The 22,019-nt window shown below is 53.7% G+C and carries 16 protein-coding genes; 4 read left to right on the forward strand and 12 right to left on the reverse strand.

Features of this window, described 5'->3' with window-relative positions; translation table 11 throughout:
- Positions 1-50 precede the first annotated feature (50 nt).
- Positions 51-917, forward strand: a complete 867-nt coding sequence (locus IKP20_02470; GenBank protein ID MBR4503823.1) for a CBS domain-containing protein — start codon at positions 51-53, stop codon at positions 915-917.
- A gap of 27 nt (positions 918-944) precedes the next feature.
- Here the strand turns inward: IKP20_02470 and ppsA are convergent, their stop codons facing one another.
- From ppsA to IKP20_02490, 4 genes are all read right to left on the reverse strand, one after another.
- The gene (gene ppsA, locus IKP20_02475) at positions 945-3,251 is read right to left on the reverse strand and encodes a phosphoenolpyruvate synthase (protein MBR4503824.1); all 2,307 of its coding nucleotides are present in this window, start codon (positions 3,249-3,251) and stop codon (positions 945-947) included.
- A 251-nt stretch (positions 3,252-3,502) separates the two neighbouring features.
- Positions 3,503-4,309, reverse strand: coding sequence for a hypothetical protein (locus tag IKP20_02480; protein ID MBR4503825.1), 807 nt, complete (start codon positions 4,307-4,309; stop codon positions 3,503-3,505).
- Entirely contained in the window at positions 4,306-6,921 is a 2,616-nt protein-coding gene (locus tag IKP20_02485) for a hypothetical protein (protein MBR4503826.1), read from the reverse strand. Before IKP20_02485 ends, IKP20_02480 begins: the two co-directional genes overlap by 4 nt.
- Positions 6,922-7,028: 107 nt before the next feature.
- On the reverse strand, positions 7,029-8,729 hold the full coding sequence (locus tag IKP20_02490) for a hypothetical protein (protein ID MBR4503827.1): 1,701 nt from the start codon (positions 8,727-8,729) through the stop codon (positions 7,029-7,031).
- 221 nt (positions 8,730-8,950) lie between these two features.
- On the opposite strand from IKP20_02490, the gene thrS reads away from it, so the two are divergent.
- On the forward strand, positions 8,951-10,705 hold the full coding sequence (gene thrS, locus IKP20_02495) for a threonine--tRNA ligase (protein MBR4503828.1): 1,755 nt from the start codon (positions 8,951-8,953) through the stop codon (positions 10,703-10,705).
- A gap of 75 nt (positions 10,706-10,780) precedes the next feature.
- Here thrS and IKP20_02500 read toward each other — a convergent pair whose 3' ends face one another.
- The 3 genes from IKP20_02500 to IKP20_02510 form a co-directional block, all read right to left on the reverse strand.
- Positions 10,781-11,803, reverse strand: coding sequence for a haloacid dehalogenase-like hydrolase (locus tag IKP20_02500; protein ID MBR4503829.1), 1,023 nt, complete (start codon positions 11,801-11,803; stop codon positions 10,781-10,783).
- A gap of 65 nt (positions 11,804-11,868) precedes the next feature.
- Positions 11,869-12,969, reverse strand: a complete 1,101-nt coding sequence (locus IKP20_02505) for a GTP-binding protein (protein MBR4503830.1) — start codon at positions 12,967-12,969, stop codon at positions 11,869-11,871.
- A gap of 176 nt (positions 12,970-13,145) precedes the next feature.
- Positions 13,146-13,970, reverse strand: coding sequence for a hypothetical protein (locus IKP20_02510; GenBank protein MBR4503831.1), 825 nt, complete (start codon positions 13,968-13,970; stop codon positions 13,146-13,148).
- Positions 13,971-14,144: 174 nt separating this feature from the next.
- Here IKP20_02510 and IKP20_02515 point away from each other — a divergent pair, with 174 nt between their 5' ends.
- Positions 14,145-15,272 (forward strand): zinc-ribbon domain-containing protein, encoded by a 1,128-nt coding sequence (locus tag IKP20_02515; GenBank protein ID MBR4503832.1) that lies wholly within the window; start codon positions 14,145-14,147, stop codon positions 15,270-15,272.
- Positions 15,273-15,316: 44 nt separating this feature from the next.
- Here IKP20_02515 and IKP20_02520 read toward each other — a convergent pair whose 3' ends face one another.
- Both IKP20_02520 and IKP20_02525 read right to left on the reverse strand, forming a co-directional pair.
- On the reverse strand, positions 15,317-17,284 hold the full coding sequence (locus IKP20_02520) for a type IV secretory system conjugative DNA transfer family protein (GenBank protein MBR4503833.1): 1,968 nt from the start codon (positions 17,282-17,284) through the stop codon (positions 15,317-15,319).
- Positions 17,277-17,765 (reverse strand): hypothetical protein, encoded by a 489-nt coding sequence (locus IKP20_02525; GenBank protein ID MBR4503834.1) that lies wholly within the window; start codon positions 17,763-17,765, stop codon positions 17,277-17,279. Before IKP20_02525 ends, IKP20_02520 begins: the two co-directional genes overlap by 8 nt.
- Positions 17,766-17,923: 158 nt before the next feature.
- On the opposite strand from IKP20_02525, the gene IKP20_02530 reads away from it, so the two are divergent.
- Positions 17,924-19,180, forward strand: a complete 1,257-nt coding sequence (locus IKP20_02530; protein MBR4503835.1) for a histidine--tRNA ligase — start codon at positions 17,924-17,926, stop codon at positions 19,178-19,180.
- 65 nt (positions 19,181-19,245) lie between these two features.
- Here the strand turns inward: IKP20_02530 and IKP20_02535 are convergent, their stop codons facing one another.
- The 3 genes from IKP20_02535 to IKP20_02545 are packed head-to-tail and all read right to left on the reverse strand — an operon-like array spanning position 19,246 to position 21,976.
- Entirely contained in the window at positions 19,246-20,010 is a 765-nt protein-coding gene (locus IKP20_02535) for a hypothetical protein (protein MBR4503836.1), read from the reverse strand.
- On the reverse strand, positions 20,010-21,032 hold the full coding sequence (locus tag IKP20_02540) for an ABC transporter permease (GenBank protein ID MBR4503837.1): 1,023 nt from the start codon (positions 21,030-21,032) through the stop codon (positions 20,010-20,012). The genes IKP20_02535 and IKP20_02540 overlap by 1 nt, the downstream gene beginning before the upstream one ends.
- A complete protein-coding gene (locus IKP20_02545; GenBank protein MBR4503838.1) occupies positions 21,029-21,976 on the reverse strand; it encodes an ABC transporter ATP-binding protein in 948 nt (315 codons plus the stop codon). The genes IKP20_02540 and IKP20_02545 overlap by 4 nt, the downstream gene beginning before the upstream one ends.
- Positions 21,977-22,019 lie beyond the last annotated feature (43 nt).

Consider the following 22,019-nt stretch of genomic DNA (forward strand, 5'->3'; position numbering starts at 1 on the left):
TGGGAGCATCCTGCGCAATATTGTTCTATTCTTACCGACATCTCTAATCCATGGCAAAGAAAACGGTTGGCGAGATAATGATCAAGGATGTCCGTTATGTCGGGCCGAGCATGACCGTGGAACAGGTGAGGCAGGAGCTCCTGAACTCGAACTTCCACGGGTTCCCGATAGTCGAGAACGGTTATCTGCTCGGTTTCGTCACCGCCAAAGACCTCCTCAAATACATCGACCAATCCAACGAGATGATCCGCAAAGTCATGACGATGAAGTCGTTCACCGCATCCCCCGGCATGGCTCTTTCCGATGCCACCCGTTTGATGTTCCGTTACGGGCTCAGGAATCTTCCGGTGGTCGACGAGAACAGGAAGATCGTGGGGATAGTATCCAACATAGACATCGTCAGGTCTCAGATAGAGGCGGGCAAGGAGCACAAAGTGGCCTCCGTCAAGACGTTCCTGGAGAAGCAGTCGGGGATGTCGATGAAGATGCTCGAGGACCAGAACATCCCTGTCGACCAGATTATACCGACCCAGAAGGAAGTGTATAACGACGAGCTCCAGGGCAGGCAGTATGAGCTGAAGAGGGGCCTCAACGAATCGCTGATTATGATCAAGAGGCGCAACGGATATCTTCTCGTGGACGGGCACCACAGGGCGATGGCCGCCAAACTGCTTGGGTATAAGACGGTGAAAGCGATAGTTCTGGTGCCTTCGGATCTGGATTACAAATTGGGTTTGGAATCCACCGCCAGCAAATGGGGCCTAAGGACGCTCAACGACGTCAAGATCATCGACAACGAGATGCACCCCTTCATGGAGGAGGCGACGCTTCTGCTGCCCTCTGAGATGGCCGAGACCATAAACAAAAGGCTGCTGGATATGATGGACGGGAACGATCCCAAAAAACTGGATGATTAAGCGGGGGATTTCTCCCCCATTTTTATTTCAGAATTTGTTTCTGAGGCTTCTGAGGTCCCTGAGGATGATCTTCTGCTCCGCGGAGGCGATGATCCTCTTGGTCTTGACGAAGGTGTCGGGGTTCAGGGAGATGCAGTCGATCCCCTGCTCCACCAGGAACTCGGCGAATTCGGGGTAAACCGAGGGGCCCTGCCCGCAGATGCTCACGAATTTGCCGTTCTCGTGGGCAACCTTGATCAGGTGGGAGATCGCTCTCTTCACGCCTTCGTTCCTCTCGTCGAAATACCCCATGCGGCCGAGGATATCGGAATCCCTGTCGCATCCCATGGTCAGCTGGGTCAGATCGTTGGATCCGATGGAGAACGCGTCGCAGTACTTGCAGAACTCATCCGCCATGAAGATGTTCACGGGGACTTCGGCCATGAAGTACAGCTTGAAGTCTTTGCTTCTCCTGAGCCCGACGGACTCCATCATCGCGGTGATGTCCTTCACCTCGTCGATGGTCCTGACGAAGGGCAGCATCATGTTGAGGTTCTTGAACCCGAGCTCATCCCTGACCTTCTTGATGGCCTTCAGCTCGCACATGAACGCCTCGCGGTAGTTGTCGGATACATATCTGGAGCATCCCCTCCATCCGATCATGGGGTTGTCCTCGGTGGGCTCGTATTCGGCTCCGCCTTTCATGTCGCGGTATTCGTTGGTCTTGAAGTCGGAGGTCCTGAGGGTGATGGGCCTGGGGTAGAACGCTTTGGTGACCGTGGAGATGCCTTCGACGAGCTTGTCGATGAGCTCCTGGGTCCTGCCTTCTTTGATGACCGCGCAGGGGTGCTCGCCGATGTAGTTGGTGAAGAGGAACTCGATCCTCATCAGGCCGACCCCGTCGCACGGGAGCTGGGCTATCTCCTCCGCCTTTGAGGGCATGGACATGTTCACCATGACTTTGGTCCCGGTTATCGGCACGAATTCGCCGATGGCAGCGGGCGCGGCGGCAGCCTCCTCTTTCCTCTTGATTATCCCTTTGTAGACGGTTCCGGTGGTCCCGTCGACGGTGATCTCCATGCCATCCTTCAGAATCTCGGTGGCATTACCGGTTCCGACGACGCAAGGGGTCCCGAGCTCCCTGGAGATGATCGCGGCGTGGCAGGTCATTCCGCCCTCGTCGGTGACGATCCCGGCGGCCCTGCTCATGGCGGGGACCATGTCCGGCATGGTCATTTTGGTGACCAGTATGTCGCCGTTTTTGATGACGTCGAGGCTCATTCCGGTCTCATAGATCACGACCTTTCCCATGGCAAGCCCGGGGCTGGCGCCGAGTCCGGAGGTGATTATGTCTTCGCTGGAAGTCGGGGTGCCGACGGATTCGTTGGTGGCCGCGTCTCCGGTGACGGTGATCGGCCTGGCCTGCACGATGTAGGCTTTGCCGCCCTCGATGCACCATTCCATGTCCATGGGCTTCTCGTAGTGGATCTCGATGTGGTGCCCGATCATGGCGATCTCGAGGATGCGGTCGTCCGGTATCTTCTGGGATTTGGTCATCGCGCTGGGGATGTCCTCCTTGACGACGCCTCCCTTGGGGCCGCGGACGTATTTCCAGGTCTGGGTGGAGACGATCTTCTTGGAGATCTTCATCTTCTGCTTGTCGATGATGTAAGTGTCAGGGGTGACCTCGCCTCCGACCAGAGCCTCTCCCAACCCGTATCCGGCTTCGATTATGATCTCATTCGCCCCGTTGTTGGGGTTTTTGGTGAACATTATTCCCGAGAACTCGGAGTTGACCATCCTCTGGACGACGACCGCCAATTTGACTTCGCTGTGGGAGTATCCCTGCTTTTCGCGGTACGCTATGGCCCTGGCGGTGAAGAGGGACGACCAGCATTTCCTGATCTTATCGAAGAGATCGTCCTCGTCCTTGACGTTCAGATAGGTCTCCTGCTGGCCGGCGAAGCTGGCGTCGGGAAGGTCTTCCGCGGTCGCGCTGGACCTGACGGCGACGAATCCGACTTTTCCGCCGGGGAAGAGGAGCTTGTATTTGGCCGACACATCCCTTCTGAGGTCCTCGGGTATCTCATATTTCTCAAAAAGGCCTCTGATCTTCTTCGAGGCGTTCTCGAGGCTGTCATCGGAGTTTCTGTCGATGCCCGCTAGCTCTTTGTTGATGGCATCGAAAATCCTGCTAGAGTCGATGAAATAATCGTAAGCGACCGTAGTGAGGACGAATGCCTCCGGAACGGGGAATCCGGCGTTCGTGAGCTCCCCAAGGTTGGCGCCTTTGCCTCCCACGAAGGGTACATCTTCAACGTGCAGCTCGTTTACATCTACGATTTTCTTATCCATTGGGTAACCCCACGTGTTGGAAATTTTTCATGCAAGGGACGGCAGAGACGCTTCGTGCCCGTCTGCAAGGATGCTAATCCCTTTACTGTTTATATCCGCTACGGTCATACAGCATCCGGGAATCCGGGCCCTCCATCGGCTATTCTTCCGGATTCTGCGTGCCTTTCCGTCGGAGGGGCTCATTCCGCATCGCGCTTGGCCGGGACGAGGAATTCGGCGATGCCGCAGCCGGTTTCGCCGTCCATCTCGGTCTAGGATATCGTCTCGATGAGCATCATCTCGTTGCTTCCCTGCATCGGGAGCCGGGCGCAGCGCATTATCTTCGCTTCGACATCGTATTCCGCGCCGGATCTGCACCGCATTCTCATCGAATATGAGGACGGAACTCCGCCGTTGTAGGCGATATCCACGTCTATTCCTATGACTGGGTCGTTGGATGCCGCGGTCCCGACGTATCCGGCGTCGACGTCGCCCAATTGCGTGGACAGCTTGGTGGCGTTGAACCCTTTTTCTTTCCCATACACGGAATTGAGCCATAGCCACATCTTCGGGGATCCCCAATCGCGGACTCCCTCGCTGAAGTCCCTTTCCCCGGTGGCGTCTATTTCGTATGACGAATCTCCGACGGTTATCTTCCCGGCCGCCAGTCCGAACTGCTCGAAGTGCTCCGACGCCGTTTTGGAGGACATCTCCGCCCTGCGGGCGTCCACGCAGTCATGGTAGTCCATCAGAGGGTTCACCGGCTTCCAGATTATGTCCAGTGACGACATAAGAGGGATCGGCTCTGCGGAGGCCACGTCGAACAGCGGCCCTTTGTAGCCGATCTTCCACGCGCCGTTCTCTTCCTTGAAAGACAGCCCCGAGCAGGATTTTCTGTCCTCGTCGCACGGCACGGCGTTCCTGATCCCGCATATGCGATCCTTCTCGATGACGAACAGGAAGACTGATTTCTCGTTCTTGTTGGGCTTGCTCCCTATGCGCATGAAGGCCGTGACGCCGTTTTTCTGGTCGTGCAGGTTGAAATAATAGCTGATGTTCCATTCCAAGTCTCCGTTCATTCCGTTCCCTCCAATATGGTGACTTCCCCTTTGCTGCCGTCGACTATCGCCACATCCCCGGTTTTCAGGATGCTGGTCGCAGATTTGACCGCAGTCACGGCCGGGATCCTGTATTCGCGGGATATGACCGCCCCGTGGCAGAGGATGCCTCCGGTTTCCGTTATAAGGCCTCCAAGCTTGGAGAACGCCACCGTCCAGCCCGGATCCGTGTTGCTTGTGACCAGGATCTCCCCTTTCTCCACCTGTCCGAGCTCCCTGACGTCCATGATGACGCGGATCCTTCCGCGATACGTCCCCGGGCTGGAAGCGGCTCCCGTCAGAACGTCGCCGTGGGATGTAGGCTCGTCATCGAAATCCACGCCGTCCAGCAGGAATTTGGGAGGCAATCTGTCGCGGTATCTCATGAACTCGGCTTTTCTCGGCGCGATTATGTCTTTGATGTCGCCGATGTCTTTCCCTTCCAGGATGTCGATGGCTTCTGTGTCCTCGAGGAAGAAGATATCTTCTCTGTCGCCCAATAGCCCGCGCTCGCAGAGCCTTCTTCCCTCTTCCAGAAAGATCAGCCTGTTCCTGTACATGATGTGGTCCAGATAGAACCTCTGGTTCTCTCTGAATATCAGATAGGTGCGCGCATACTTCAGGACCTTGAACATGAGTGTCCTTTTGAAGAGGCCAAGCTTCCCTTTTATTTCCGCCTCGGTCTCTTCCCTGCGTTTCACTCCGTTCGCGAATTCTTCGCGCAGATCGACCCCTCCGGAGCACATCTGGAGGGCCATACCTATTACGTAATCGGGATCCTCCGCCCACCTCGGAGCGTTCAGCTCTCTGGTTCCGGACCTGTGCCCGAATTCGGCGATGAATTTCCCGTACGCATCTTTGAATTCTGAATCCGATGAATCGAGCCACGAGAGGAATTCTTCCCCGCCCATCGAAGCCGCTTTCTCCCTGGCTTCCGGATCCTTCCTCAGCGCGACGCCCAAGTCTGAGAAGCCTTTGTTGGTTTCGATGGTCTTGTTGTCCTCCAATCCGGACATCAGCCCGGCGTAGATGCTGCCGTCGTCGCTCAGCCATTTTGCCGACCAGTTCTTGACCAGCAGATTGGTCATGATCGAATGCGAGACCATCCCGTAGCGGATCAGCTGATAGTGCTTGGTGGACCCGTCGCGTATTCTGCGGTACCATTGCGAAAGGCCTTCGTCCGGCAGCCCGCGGAGATCGACGGAATCGAACTCCCCGCAGAGTTTCAGGAAGTCGTCCGCCCATTCCCTGTACGCCTTGTCGGTCTTCCAGATCATGCCGTCCCTGTCGCGGATCATAAGGCAGATCTGCGATTTCACCATCCCCAAGTAATCGTTCGGGTATTTCGATATCCTATTCTGCTCCCCTTTGGGGAAGTATTCCAGAAGCTCTTTGGAGCGTATCAGTTTGGGGTAGTGGGCGAATATCCTCTCCAAAACTGTGGCCGAGAAATATACCCTGGATTTGTGGAGTTTGGTCAGAGGGCCGGATTCCAGATCTTTGTAGCCCATCATGTGCGCCCCTTCGTGGTTGACGTAGTCGGTCAGCATCTTTCCCATGACAGTGTAGAACATAGGAGTGGTGGCATCCGCCCAGTATTCGTCGCCGTATCCTCTGGACCACAGAATGCCGTCCTTCTCTGTGTCTTCAGGGAGCGTTGTTATCGCTCTTGACTGCAAAATGTAAACATTCCCGTCTTCTATGGCCCACTCTACATCTTGGGGGCATCCGAAGTGGGCGCCCAGCTTCTTGCCCTGCTCCGCGATCGATCTGAGGGCTTCGTCGTCGGCGCAGCGGGCGTTTGCTTTTTCAGGAGGGATCTCCACCTGGCTGTTCTTGCCGTCCACGAGGAAGAATCCGCGGTCTTTGCTGCGAACGGTCGCTTCGATGACTTCTCCCTCTTTGGAGACGACGTATCTGTCAGGCGTCACGAGCCCGGATACGATGGATTCACCGAGCCCCCAGGAAGCCTCTATGACCGTATGGTCCTCGCCCGTGACCGGGTCCGAGGTGAACATGACTCCGCTGATGTCCGACGATACCATTTTCTGGATGACAACCGCCATGCCCTGGGAGAGATGGTCTATCGATGCGTCGTGCCTGTACTTCATCGCCCTGCCGTTCCAATAGGAGGACCAGCAGACCAAGACCATCTTGGGGATGTCGTGCTTTTCGACGTTGAGGAAAGTGTCCTGCTGCCCCGCGAAGCTGGCTTCGGCAAGGTCCTCCGCCACAGCCGACGAGCGGACGGCGAAATAGCGCCCCTGCATCCCGGTCAGCTCTTTTTTGAGGGCTCCGAGCTCATCGGAGGGAAGGTCCGCTCCCACAATCATCTCCTTTATGGTTTTCGAAGCGTTCTCCAGAGATGCGTCGTCATCGAAATCGGTGGTCTCAAGGATGCCAGATATCTTTTCCCTCAGCCCGGTGACGTCGAGGAACATATCGTACGCATCGACCGTGACGCAATAGGCGGGAGGCACGCTGAATCCTTCCGCGATCATCCTGGCTACGTTTACGGCTTTGCCGCCCACCAGGCCGATATCTAGATTGGAGGAATCCAAAGGCACTATCGGATGCGGATTGTCGGTGGTCATTCGCTTCCGGTTATGCTGCCCATCATATTATAACCTGAGCAGTTGGGCGGGCGATCTTCATTTGTGCAGTCGATTCGCGGAATCCAAGCCAGCGCGCATCAAAAAGGTCAATCATCGTCGCAGTATGTTTCCGGCTCTTTCAGTTCGCATTCCTCTTTATGCGAATCATCAATCTCACTTAAACAGCAATTAAAGTAATGTGATCCATCCGCATCACAATGTTCGCATTCTATGGGCATGCATGACGTCCAATCAGAGCGACTCTCTTCCTCCGAATATGGAGTGCATTGGGGAGCCCGCAGCATCGCGGGAGCATTCGCGGGGAGAGTATCAGATAACAGCGGGATTTGGACCGGCACATTTTTCTGTTCCGCCGCATCGTTGGTGACCGCGGTGCGGGACAGGTTGTAGGTGTGTTTGGCCGCCCAAGAGAACATGCCGAGGTAATCGCATTTTTCCCTCACGAAAACTCTGTCAGATCCGATCATTCTGGATACGGCGTGGAAAACATTTTCGTCAGGTTCGCCGAAGAAAAATGCCCAAACTTCTTTGTTTTTGTATCTCAGATAAGAGCGCACGATATCTATGCTTTCGTTGCTTGGCCATGTATATTCGACGCAATCCGGTAATATGAGAATAATCTGGGGTTTCGTTATTTTCGCTTGGCGGTCGGTCTTTTGCCAGCAATAGTTGCAATAGCATTCTGACGTCGCTATTGCCAGATCAATTGCATCATTTATGTTTCCTAAATGATTCCCGGGGCCATCTTTTCCGTTCGGATCCCAACTGTCAGGAATGAAATCGAATTGGCGATCGTCTGATCCCACAGAACCGAAGCCGCCGATCGTTTCCGCTTTGCGTTCGAAGCCGATGGTCTGAAGATCCACTTTGTCGCATGATCCAGAGTCTTCAGCTATGCTTCTGATGTAATAGCTCAGACCCTCATTCATCAGCGCAATCGTATTTTTATCGCAAGCCGGCGCCACAAAAGTGATCGGCACATATCCGGCGTTGATTTTTTTGCTGGTAAACATCCCCTCGGATTTCTGCCATCTGTTTATCAAATTCCCGGCTATTTTTTTGAAAAGATCATCATAATATCTGTTGCTCGATGTGAAAGGATACTTTTCAGCGTCATAATATTCCAGTTTGATAGTATCGTCGACGGCAACAGATTCCACATCGATCGAAAATTCGTTGGCGGCGACGTTATCCCATTTGTACCCGTCATCGCCGTATTCAGCCAAAGTCAGAAGTCCCTGTTCAATGATATAATTCAGCGCCATCTCCGCTTTTATCGCATTTCTCTGCTTACGGATGAATGTGATATCAGAATTCACTTTTCTATATTCATTCCGATGATAGCTGATCTTTTCCGAAGGGCCCCTTGCCATATCGCTCAGCGTTTTCAGATTGTGTAGCATCCAGCAAAGACGAAGCCCCTCGTCAGTCAGGTAGTAAATAAAGAACAATTTCGGTTTCGATATGACTTTTTTAGATATCAGACCCATACGAAGGGGACTTTCGCATAATCTGTTTAGAGTGTCGGAATTGCAGTTCAAATCGTTGCATAAATCTTTTTGTATTGTTATAGCTCTTGCAATATGGTCAATATCGATTTGCTGTATTCCTTTTGGTATATAACGCTTTAAATTTTCCGAGAAACTATTGCTTGATTCGGAGTTTTCGTCATCGGAGATGTAATTGTAAAGTGTGTTCAGAATATCTACGAAATGTGGCTCATTGCTCATCGCCTCAAGCAGCGAATCGTCGTCATAGAATTCTCTAGAGCTGCCATTATCGTTCATCCCAACACACCACGTCACCGAGTCCGGACTTACAGCTTTCGCCGGGGCAGCGGCAAATCCTGACCCTATGCTATGTAATTAGGCACTCCTTAAAAATATTTATTCACGGATGTATAGGATAACAACCGCAATGCCTACCGTTATATCTCAGGAAGTCATGCGCCTCCCCCAACCAACAATCCCAGCCCGATTTCGTATTCGGACGGGTGCTGAGTGATACAATGAAAGCTCTATACAGCGACGGAACGGTAAAGGAATGCGAAGACGAGCTCAAAGTTCTGAGGCACACAGCCTCCCATGTGCTCGCCCAAGCCGTCAAAAGGTTGTACCCTGACACCAAATTATCGATCGGGCCAGCCATCGACGACGGATTCTACTACGATTTTGATAAGGAGGGCGGATTCGTCCCCGAGGATCTAGAGAAACTCGAGGCCGAGATGAAGAAGATCGTCAAGGAGAACATCAAAATCGAGACCTTTACCATGTCTCGCGAAGAGGCCATAGAGTATCTGAAGTCGAAGGGCGAGGACTACAAAGTCGAGCTCGTCAGCGACATCCCCGAAGGCGAAGCCATCAGCTTCTACAGGCAGGGGGATTTCACCGATCTCTGCGCAGGGCCCCACGCGCTGTACACAAAGGCAGTCAAGGCGTTCAAGCTTCTCTCCATAGCCGGGGCGTACTGGCGCGGCGACGAGCACAACAAAATGCTCCAGAGGATATACGGGACCGCTTTCGCATCCAAGGAGGCTCTCGACGCCCATCTCGCGATGCTCGAGGAGGCGAAGAAGAGGGACCACCGCAAGCTCGGAAGGGAGCTCGGCCTTTTCGCCATAATGGACGAGGGCCCGGGATTCCCGTTTTTCCTCCCCAAGGGTATGGTTCTGAAGAATACGCTCATCGATTACTGGCGGGAATTGCATGTCAGGGAGAATTACCAGGAGATATCCACTCCGCAGATTCTCAGCCAGCAGCTATGGCTCAGGTCAGGGCACTGGGACCATTACAAAGAGAACATGTACACCACCAAAATCGACGATGAGACCTTTTGCATCAAGCCCATGAATTGCCCTGGAAGCATTCTGGTGTACAAGATCCACACCCATTCCTACAAAGAATTGCCGATAAGAGTGGCGGAGCTGGGATTGGTCCACAGGCACGAGAGGTCCGGAACCCTGCACGGATTGATGAGGGTCAGGTGCTTCACCCAGGACGATGCGCATCTTTTCATCGCTCCCGAGCAGATTACCGACGAGATCAAAGGCGTCATAAGGCTCGTGGATGAGGTCTATTCCAAATTCGGCTTCAAATACCATGTCGAACTCTCCACCAGGCCCGAGAACAGCATGGGTTCCGACGAGGATTGGGAGCTGGCTACGAACGGCCTTATCACCGCGCTCAAAGATGCTGGGTTGGAATACATCGTCAACGAGGGCGACGGAGCCTTCTACGGCCCCAAGATCGATTTCCATCTGGAGGATTCGATCGGCAGGACGTGGCAATGCGGTACCATCCAGCTCGATTTCCAGCTGCCTCAGAGGTTCGACATGACCTACGTCGGCACCGACGGGGAGAAGCACCGCCCGATCATGATCCACAGGGTCGTCTTCGGATCCGTCGAGAGGTTCATAGGGATTCTCACGGAGCACTTCGCGGGCAAATTCCCGGTTTGGCTCTCCCCGGTCCAGGCGAAAGTTCTGTCGGTGTCCGAGAAGACGTTCGATTACGCGTCCGATGTGGCGGCGAAGCTGAAATCCGCTGGCATAAGGGTCGAGCTCGACAACAGGGACGAGAAGATCGGATACAAGATCCGTGAGGCCCAGCTCGAGAAGGTCCCGTACATGCTTGTCCTCGGCGAGAAAGAGGGCGATGACGGAACAGTCGTCACCGTCAGATGCAGAGACGGCACCGATGCCGGGACCATGAAGCTCGACGATTTCATCGCCAAAGTCAGGAAAGAGATCGAAGACAGGTCGTAATCCCGGCTCAGAAACCGTTTCCACAAACCTTTTTCCGATTTCTTTCTGAAGCGGCAGTATGTTGGTGATCTGCCCTCAGATGCGGTTGCCGCCGTCGAAGACTTCGCCGATGCTTTTGAACTTAGGTCTGACGCCTTTTTTGTAGATGGTTTTGAAGTCTTCCTTCATGGATATCACGGACCATCCCATCTCTTCGGCTTGTTTTCTGAGCTTCGCGGCGGTTTCCGGCTTGCCGTAATCCCTGACGTCATCGTCTGCCAGAAGCAAGAAGCATTTGCCTTTGTAGAAAGGGTTCTGGGACACGTAGGTGAGCATGCTGTAGTCCCCAGAGCCGTTCCCGAACGCGATTGCGGGGCACTGGCCGATGCCTTGGATGAGCTTTATGACCTTGTTCATCCCGGAGGCTACGAGCTGTATCCTGCTGGTGTAGATCAGATCGTCGTTCCAATCCATGACGTAGCTCATGCCGTCGGTGTCGCCCTGTCCGGAAGCTGTGATCAGGTACTCCGTGCCGATGACTTGGTGCATCGGTATGTCTATCGTGCCTTCGATGGTGGTCCTGACGTTGAGGATTTCCGTGGCTGAGCAGATGAAGACAGTGAACCCGCATTCCGCCAGATATTCCATCAGCTGGACCATAGGAAGGTAGAACAGATCCCGGCGGACGGCTCCGAGGTACGTGTCCGAAGGCTTCGAGATGAAGTCCTTGATGTACGACACGTATTGCCCCACGGTCATCCCGTCGAAGGCCTCAGCGTTGCACCTGTTTTTCCTAGCGGTGAATCCCGGAGGTTTCACGCCTGTGCGGATGACTTGCATCATCTCCTCAGCCAGGTCCTTCTGCTCCTGCGTGGCCCTGTATCCAGGGTCCGAGAATACGCGATGGAGGTACAGCGCCCATTCCATGTCGCCAGGATTGTTCTCCGATAGTATGGTGCCGTCCATATCGAACACGGCTATCCTGTCTTTCTTTGGTATGTATCCCTCAGACCCCGGGTTGGACGCCGCCTCGGCGAACTTCTTTATCTCTTCTATGGGAGCGGATCCCTCCGTCCATCTGTCAAAAACGAAATCAGCCGGGCTGCCGTCGGATGTCACGCATCGCCATCCCGCGCTGTTCTGTTAAATGTATCGGCGCATCCGCTATGCCGCCGGCGAAAAAATCATCTTCTGACTATGATGCAGAGTATGTCCTCGTCCTGAACGACGTGGTCCATGCCGACAGTCTGGCCAGGGAATTTCGCGCTTTTGCCCCAGACCATGGCATACCTGAAATTGTTCTTGAAATCCCTGTGGATGAGCTCGCAAACGTCTCCGACGCTGTTCCCGCGCTTGACTATGAGCGGGATGTCCATGTCCGCTTCCTGCCCCTGCGGTTTGAGGTATACGCGGATCATGTCTATTGTGTCGTATATGGCCTGTTTCAGCTCGTCTATCCCGAATCCGGTGGCTGCGGATACCGGGACGTTGCGGTAGGCTTTGTGCATCTCCTGCACCGATTCCAATTGTCCGGGCTTGGCGAGGTCCACCTTGTTGATCGCCATGATGGATTTGATGTACACCCTGTTGCCGGCCAGCACGTCCAGCATCTGTTCCACGTCGATGTCTTCGCGGACGACTACCGTCGCGTTTATGTGCCCATAGGCGGCGGTCATGTCCTTTATGGTGTCCACATCGATTTTGGTGAGCTTCACGGTGGGTTTGACGATAATCCCTCCGTGATCGCCGGGAGTTATGACAACATCCGGCCTCTTCTGGTTCATGCGGATGGCGGCGTTGTACAGCTCTTTGAACAGCACGTTCATGTTCGGGTTGAAGATGTCAACCACGAGGAGAATAACATCGGCTGATCTGGCGGCCGCGATGACCTCTCTCCCTCTTCCCTTTCCGCGGGATGCGTCTTTGATCAGACCGGGCATGTCGAGGATCTGGATTTTGGCGTGGTTATACTCCATGACTCCGGGCACGACATCGAGGGTGGTGAAATGGTACGCTCCGACCTCGGATTTGGCTCCGGTGAGCTGGTTCAGTAGGGTGGATTTTCCCACCGAAGGGAATCCTACCAATGCGACGGTGGCATTTCCAGCCTTTTTGACGTAGAAACCTTTGGTCGGACCTTTGGAAGAGCGTCTTTTCTCCTCTTCCTGGCTCAGGCGGGCGATCTTAGCTTTCAGCTTCCCTATGTGCCCTTCCGTCGCCTTGTTGTATTTGGTCTTGGAGATCTCTTCCTCCAATTCCTTTATCTGGTCCTCGATCGTCGCCATAGGTTCTCCAACGGATTCTCCCCATGTCCAAGCGGTATTTATTATTAGGCAATGGAGTTTGAATCGTATATCCAACGCTTTTAAGGTTCGGAGACCCGTCCAATTCTTTTTTTGGATGGCATCAGTACCTGTGGTTAGTAAGATTCAGCCTGCGGAGGCGGGCGATATGGCGTCTGTCACAGGTTAGGGTCGCGATCTGGTATGAACAGTTCATACAGATAATTGGCCACGTTTTTCTCGTAGCTCCTTTTTCTATAGTCCGACATGAGGTCAGATGCTTTGGACGCTTTGAGATATGATCTTTTAGCGACGTCATAGACATCATATAGGTCCGGATCTTCTTCGTCGCGATTCGAAGGCCCCTCCCCTTGGATGCGGTACGCCAGATCGCGATAGAATGACGCGAATGCGGCGGCTTCTTTGGAAGCATCGGCGTTTCCTACCTCGGCGAAAGCGCTTTCGAACCTGTCCGCTATCGGCGCCATAAGCTCCAGGTGGCGGACGATTTTGTCTGGGTCATCGCAGTATCCAGCATAGATGTCAGATATTTCATCTATCGAATCCCATATGGCCAGCAGTTCATCCTCATTCGTCGCATCGATTTCGGACAGGCTGACGATGATTTTCTGGGAAAGGCTCTCGCCATTGTCGAGAAGACTTTCTATTTTCCGATCCAAATCCGCAAGCTCGTATGGGATTTCGGCCCACCCATACTCAGGGATCGTTTTGGCGTATTCAGAGAATGCAGGGGGAATGTCATTGAGCATCGCCTCAGCATGTTCCGGGCCCATATTCTTTGCGAATCTGAGCCAATCTTCGAATGCTCCCTCAGTATCGCCTCTGTCAAGAAGCCTGAATCCGTCTGCGTATTCCGCGGTGTCGGCAGGATGGGCAAAGAGTGCGCCCTTCTTATCGCGCGCTTTGCCATCGATGTGGAATCCGCAGGAGAGGCAATAAGCCTGGCCCGCTTTGACGCTTCTGCAGCAATTTGGGCACATCATGGTATCGCAATTCCTTATGCGAAACCAAATGAAAACTTTGGCGCGGCCCAGCGATCATTGTCTCTCGCTATCTGCGCGTTTGCGGCCAAATCTGATTCCGGAGTGCGAGGGCAAAGAATTGATGCCGAAAACAGCGTAGCATATATTATTAAGAGAAAACAGATAGCGCATCCCATGGCAGAAGCAGCGGTGGGCAAGACGAGCCTCAAAGAGGACCTGTCTGCCCTCAACACCAAGCAGATCGTGGCGATAATAATCGCGATCGCTGTCGCGCTCATACTTGAGGCGATGGGATTCGCGTCCACGGCTTGCTTAGGTTTCCTGGTGGTGGCCATCATCCTGTATATGGTCCCACATCTTCTTGGAGTCAATTCAGTCAAAGTGAAAGCTTTGATCGGAGTGATCTTCATCGTATTGTCGCTCCTGGTTGGGACGTTCGGATATATGGGCGTCAACCATGATCTGAAAGACACCATAGATGTCGATGGAAAATACGTCAAGGATGTATCTTATGACGAATCCACAGGTACTTTGGTCATGACACTGGTGCCGGTTGAAGACAAGGAATTCAAGCCCGGCATCGATTATGGTCCGATAAGCGGAATATCGTTCGGCGCCATACGTCTGACGAATAAAGATACGACGACGTTCAACGATATTCAATTGGTCAAGAATGCCGACGGTTCGTATAGAGGCACAGCGAAATTGGACCTCGAAAGCGGCAAATTCTACATGCTCAAGGTATACGTCGATGAGGACAAGAAGAATTATCTGCAGTTCGCATACGATACCGGGATCTCCGACGGCGACATGATGAAGATATGCTTCGTAGGGTCTGCGTACACGACCGCATACATCGCGTCGATGTTCTTTGTGATCCTGATTTTCTCGGCTCTCATGAGGAGGAGCATCGGCAAGACCCGCGAGAAGATGGAGGAGGAAGGCCGCCTGTATCCCCAGGGTTATGGCAGATGCAAGAATTGCGGCGCCATAGTCCTGCCCGGAGAGGTGAACTGCAGGAAATGCGGCACATACATCGATGTCCCCGAGGAGATGAAGCCCAAGAAGAAGGACCGTTTCGTATGTTCCGAATGCGGATGCGAGATAACCGCTGACGCGACGGTCTGCCCCAAGTGCGGGAAGGAGTTCGACGAGGATACCGAAGCGGAGATCCGCCACGAGGACGGGACCGTAGATGTAAGCACCGATGTGTTCGTCTGCACCGAGTGCGGGAGCAAAGTCCCCGCCAACGCGAAGAGATGCCCCAAGTGCGGGGCGGTTTTCGACGAAGACGACGAATAAAACAGAAGGCAAACGCCTTCTCTTAATAAGTGAGGGGGCTCCCCTCACCTAATAACTTTTCTCGCTCTGGATGAGAGCTTTTTGTAGGTCTTGTTGTCGATGATGGAAAGCGCATCCCTCGTCATGCTCATAGCCTCGGAGGATTTCTTCGTCTCCAATCCCATCGCTACCCTTCTGCTGAGCGCATCGACCGCACCGCCCCTCTTTTTGAACAGGACGGCCGTCATGAGCAGCATGTAGGCGCCGTTCTCGATCATAGTGGAATCGGAATCGTACAGTTCTCCGACCTTCTTCGCTTTCTCCTCCGATGCCTTGACTTTTTTTGGTTTCCGGATTTCTATATCCAAAGACTCTGCCGCCATTTCGATGATGGCTTCGGCGTTGTGTCTGCGTTCGAAATCCAGTTCCGGAGGCTGCTCCTCGTCTTCCACGAACACATTTCCGAACAGCTTCTCCAAGCCTTCGAGCATTACCTCGTGGTCTGGCTCCTCCTCTTCAACCTCTATAATCGACCGCTTTCTCTCTTCAACCTTCTTTTCAATCTTCTTTTCCTCTTTCTCTTCCTTCTCCTGTCTGCGGACGATCATTTTCGGAGGATCGGCGGGAATCGGGCAAAGGGAATCGACGACGCGATCCAGGAACGTGATGAATGGTTTCATGCGCTTCCTTATGACCACGGCTCTGCCGAACGGGATCGATTGGAGCTCAGAGATGGACATCAAGGGCTCGCCCTCATCGGTTTTCCCGAGCAGTTTCTGCATCATGTCCAAGGTTCCGATCTCTTGGCTGTACATGAACATCAGGTTGGATACGTTCCCGAGTATGGCCCCGGCCTTGTCGCAGTATCTGGAGTTCAGCTGGGAGAAAGATTGGATACACATCATCCAGCGGATGTTCCTCGACCTGCTGGTGCTCAGATACACGTCGACGTCGGGTATCGGCGGGATTACCCCGAATTCGTCGAGGAGGATGTTGCATCTCACCGGCAGCGCGCAATTAGGTTCCCGGGAGGATCTCTCGTAGAGCCTCTGGATGAGCATGCTGGTTATCAGCGAGGCGATGCTGAAATATGCCCCCGAATCGTCCGGCATAATCAGAAAGATGACCTTCTGTCTGTCCCCCATGTCGAATATTTCGCTCTCATCGGTGAACATGAGCTTGTTGAGCTCCTTGTTGGAGGAGAACTTCGCCATGTATCCCCTGAACGATCCGTATACGCTTTTCGCCGTGGTGTCGGCGTTTCTTATGAGGGGAATGAAGCATTGGTTGATGTACGAGTCGTCGGGGAGGTTTTTGACGTACCTGTTCTCTTCCGAACCGTCGTCGAAGACCTTCCCTACCAGCACGGCGGCCGATGAGAAATTGATTTTTTGGATGTTGTCGTAAGTCTCGAAGAGCATTACGATCGATCCGCACAGAGCCGATCTGGAGCATTGGGTCCAATACTTGTCGTTGGAGCGGCTTTCTTCGTCTGGTATCAGGCTCAGAGCCATCTTTTCGATGTCGCATATGGCTTCGGATTTCCCTTTTTCTCCGGACCTGTATTTCAGGTAGCTTTCTTTCAGCAGATGGACGGCGTTCGATTCCGCCGGGCGCCTCAGATCCAAAACCACGTTTTCAATTCCCAGCCTGTCGCATATGGGTTTCAGCCTCGTCCGGCATTCTTCCTTAGGATCGATGATGAACGCCGACTCCCCGGATATTATGCACGAGAACGCGGATGGAAGCAGGAACAGTTGGGTTTTCCCGACACCCGTAGCGGAGGACAGGAGGGTGTGGGTGCAATCGTTGTCCACGAAGATCTTGCCCTCATGGACGTACATGACCGCTCCCCCGCACCCTTTAGGATTCTCAGGATCGAACTCCGATAGTTTGGACAGGAACGTCTTGCTGCTCTGCCATTCGAAGCTCGAATCTTCGTACGTATCCATCAGGAGGCTTTTTTTGGCTTCATCCGCCGTCATGAAGGCCGAGGGGAAGGACACCATCTCGGAGCCTTCAGGCTCATCCATAAACGATGCCTCCCTCGTTCCTTTCGAAGGAGAATTCGATCGACTTTCTCTTCCCATCCGCCAGGATTATCGCCAGCTTCTCATCGAATTGCCCATCTAAGTACGCATAGTTGCGATACACGAGGTTGTTTCCGTCTATGTAGTACGCTCCGATCTCGGTTTTCGAATTCAAATCGTTGATGTATTCGGAAGATGGCATCTTGTCCAGCCTTCTGGAGGTCAAGACCACTGCCACGTCAGAGTGGATGCGTATCTGCTGGCGAATCCTGCAGGGCTTGACAGTCTCCACGATTGCCGCTCCTTTGGAGATTTTGTAAGGTATTCCGTAGGAATCCAGCATACCCTTCACCATCTCTATGGCTTCAGATTTGGATTCTATCTTGGGGTGCGAATCCGCCGGATCATTTTTTTCATTGCTATAAATGGTTTCAGCCGGGCTTTCGTTGCGAGTCATTCCCATCCTCTTCCATTCATGTATCATTCATTTGGTATATAAATTTTAAATCCTAATTTGGATTTTGTTTTTTGGATGTTATCTTATTTAAATAAATACTATTGCATTATACAATTTTGTATTTAGACAAGAGCAATCTCATATTTCGACGCTATTATATAAAGTATCTTCGCTTTCGCAGGGATATGATTCAGTGTCCGCGTGGTACCAGGGATTTCCTTCCCGATGAGATGGAGAAACGCAGATTCTATGAGGGCAGACTCAGGCGTGTCGCAGGGAATTTCGGATTCAGGGAGGTCGAAACCCCCATTTTCGAAGATGCGGAGTTATTCATCCTCAGATCAGGCCCCAACGTTCTGAAGGAGCTCTATGCGTTCAAGGACAAAGGCGGGCGCGACATCGCTCTCCGTCCGGAGATGACGGCGCCTGCGATACGGATGTTCGTTAATGGAATGGCTAATGAGCCCAAGCCTATTAAAATATTCTATTTCGGGCAGTGTTTCAGATATGAGAGGCCGCAGAGCGGAAGATACAGGGAGTTCTTCCAGTTCGGCGCGGAGCTTATCGGCAGCGACACCCCCGAGACCGACGCCGAAGTGATTTCGATGGCCTCCGAGATGATCAAGTCGTTCGGCCTTAAGGATTACAGGATCCGCATCGGGCACATCGGAGTTCTCAGGCAGAGGATAGCCGATATCGGCGTACCCAAAGAGAACACCGCTGAAGTCCTGCAGAAATTGGACAAAAAACTGTATGATGAGGCTCGCCCGCTTTTGGAGGGTATCGGAGCGTCTTCCGCGGACATAGATGCGCTTTTCGAACTGACCGAAACCGTCGGCGGCGTAGAGGTTCTCGACAAAGTCCCGGGCGAAGCCGGAGATTATCTCAGGCAGGTCGTATCCTATCTTTCCGCCTCTGGGGTGAAGGATGTGGAGATAGATCTGGGCGTGGTCCGCGGGCTCGATTATTACACAGGCATGGTCTTCGAGGCCGAAGCTCCCTCTCTGGGTGCCGAGAAGCAGATCTGCGGAGGCGGATCCTACACTCTCTCCGAGCTTTTCGGAGGGGAGAAGGTATTCTCCACGGGATTCGCCGTAGGGTTCGACAGGATCCTACTCGCCGCAGAGAAGGAGGGGCAGGTCTATGAGCCCAAAGGCATCGATGCTTACGTTCTGTCCGTCTCCGATGACATGAGGCTCAAAGCCGCGGAGATCGTGGCATCCCTCCGTTCCGCTGGGATATCCGCCGACATCGACATAATGGGGCGCAAGATGGCCAAAGCTCTGAAGTACGCCTCGGCGGTGAGGGCGAAGTATGCCGTCATAGTGGGGGCGAAAGAGATGGAAAGCGGCTCCGTGACCCTCAGAGATATGACCTCCGGCGAGCAGAAGCTCGTGAAAACGGAGGATCTGCCCTCAGAAATAGCGGGAAAACGTTTTTGACGGGGGTGCAGCCCCATTTTCGGTCGCTTTTGGTGGGGAGGGGATGTCCCTCCCCCTGAAAGCGTTCATTTGGACCATTTGGGTTTGAGGCTCGCGTACACGAGAACCGCGAATATCAGTATCGTGATCGATGCGAACAGGGCCGCATAAAGCAGCGAAGAGCCTTCGGGCTGGCTGAACCCGTTTTCCTCGTAGGTCACGTCCACATAGATCACCGGATCCTTTTCGTAGCTCTCGGTGTTGAATGTGAACTCCTGAGTCGTCTTCACGCTTCCGCGATAGGTGTTGGAGACCCATTTTTTGGCTTCGAAGTCGTAGTAATGGAGGTCTTCGGGGTCATCGACGTAGCAGCAGATTTCGTGGCCGTTGTTGTCGACCGCTTTCGTCACGCAGAACGTGAACGAATCACCGGCTTTCACGAGGAAATCGGCTCCCCAGGGGGAATAGAAGACTTCGGGTATGACCTGTATGATGCCCCTTTCATCCGTGTACTTCAGCTGCATGAAGATGAAAACGTCGTCAGAGATGCAATAGACTCTGATGGGCTCGCCCACGCGGAAATCGGAATCCTCCTCGGGCACAGTGCCCTTGTGGTCCCCGTCGAGTATCCTGCTCATCTGGGACAGTTTGTCGGCGCTGCTCTCTTTGAAGAACATCTCGTTCGAAGTCTTCTCAAGCGCGAGGTCGTACGTTGTCCTGTAATAGCCGGCGTAGGAGTTCGATATCCTCACGGTTCCCCCGTCGGCCGAAGCTTCATCGGACAGCGCGGGAACGAACGATGACGCCAGTAATACCGCCAAAGCGATTGCGGCTGCTATCTTCCTTTCCATCACATCTCCCTCCTGCTGATTCTGTAGTATCCGATCGCAAGCATCGCAATCGCCCATGCGATCCCCACGGCTATCATTGTCCACACCGATGAGAGGTCCATGAACGCTATGGCTATCATTCCCACAGATCCGGACATGGGCGCTCCGAGTATCCCCAGCGCGGCTTCGCCGAGGAAGAACGGGAGCAGGGTCAGGGTATAATCGTTGAACTGGGTGCATATGATCATCGCGGCGAACGGAATTATGAAGCTCATGACTGCGAACGGCAATATCGACGATCCCTTTTTGGTGAAGCATCCTAGGCAGTAAGCGGTAGCGGAGTACGCCAGGATGCCGATGACCGTGAGAAGCAGGGATTCGAGGATGAGGTCCGCGAATATGGTGTCGTATTTCGTGATGACGGTGATGATCGCCATGCTGTACGCGAACATGAACACCCCGACGCACATGACGAACCCGGCCAGATACTTCCCGAAATAGAACGATGCGCGGGACATCGGCAGCGGGATGTTCAGATAGGCTGTTCTGTCCTTGAACTCGGTAGGCATCTGCTTCCCGCACATGACCGAAGTCACCAGACCGAGCATCAGCGGCAGGAAGAAGAGGAGCCCGGCTATGCGGGTGTTCGAATAGGCCTCGCTGAAACCGAAATTCGTAAGGAAGTTCACGAATCCCGGCACCCCCAAGGCAATAATCGGTATCAGAAGCGCCATGAACAGGAGGATGTAAGTCCATTTCATCTTCGCGAACAGTTTCATCTGGGCCATGAAAACGGTCAGAGTCTGGTTCGCGGAGGATCTGATCGAGTATCTGACGTTCCTGTGGGCCTCCTCGTCGGTGGCGTAATATCCCGTGTTCCTCCAGGTGCCGGATCCTTCTCTCTGGGTTTCGCCCTCGACGTGCGAGTAGAAGGATTCTTCCATCGCCTTCTTTTCCGCTTCATTCCTGGCCCTCGCTGCCTCCCCCTTTTCGACGGTCTTTTCGAAGGAAAAGAAATCGACCACTTTCGACAGGCCGCTCATGGTTTCTCACCTTCCGTGAGCTCCATGTAGAAAGTCTCCAGCGAGGCTCCTCTCTCGTTCATCGAGAGCATGCCGGCGCCGGAGTCGAAGACTGCTTTGGCGATCGCGGCTTGCTGCTCCGGGGTGCCCTGGAACCCTATGGATACCGTGCATTTCCCTTTGCGCTCGGCGGAGGAGACGCCCTCCATCGCGGATATGTCCCTCAGCGAATCGTCAGGAATGGGCCTGATGGTGCAGATGGTCAGTTCCACGCCGGTATGTCCGCTGCTGTGGATCAGCGTGCTGACGTCGCCGGATGCTATGGTCCTGCCGTCCCTTATCATCGCGACGGAGCCGCACAGCTCGGAGACCTCGCTCAGGATGTGGGTGCTTATCAGGAGCGTCCTGTCCTTGGATTTGAGCCCTTTGAGTATCTGCCTCACCTCGACCATCCCTCTCGGATCGAGGCCGGATGTTGGCTCGTCGAGTATGATGATCTCCGGGTTCGGAAGCAATGCCTGGGCGATGACGACCCTCTGGCGCATCCCCTTGGAGAATCCGCTTATCGGTTTGTCTCTCCATTCCCACATCTTCATCGTCTCCAGGACGTCCCTGGATCTGATGGCGATCTCCGTTCTGTCCATCCCGTATATCTTCCCGATGTACTCTAGTATCTCCGCGGGAGAGAACGAAGGGTAGAGGTCCGGAGTCTCTATGACGCAGCCCACATGCTCCATCGCGTGCCTGTGGTCTTTGATGTCGATCCCATCGATGCGGACCGTCCCGGAAGTGGGTCTGAGAAGGCCGGTGATGGCTTTGAGCGTAGTGCTTTTGCCTGCGCCGTTCGGGCCCATGAGGCCCATGAATTCACCCCTTCTAACGGACAGGTTGATGTCTGAGATCGCTGTAAAATTGCCATAGGTCTTTGTGAGATGTTCCGTTTCGATGGCAATCTCGTTTCCCATATCCGCAAGAGAATCCGTGCGGTATTTAACGTTGGTTATTCAG

It is taken from the genome of Candidatus Methanomethylophilaceae archaeon (assembly GCA_017524805.1).
In the GTDB taxonomy this organism is placed as follows: domain Archaea; phylum Thermoplasmatota; class Thermoplasmata; order Methanomassiliicoccales; family Methanomethylophilaceae; genus Methanoprimaticola.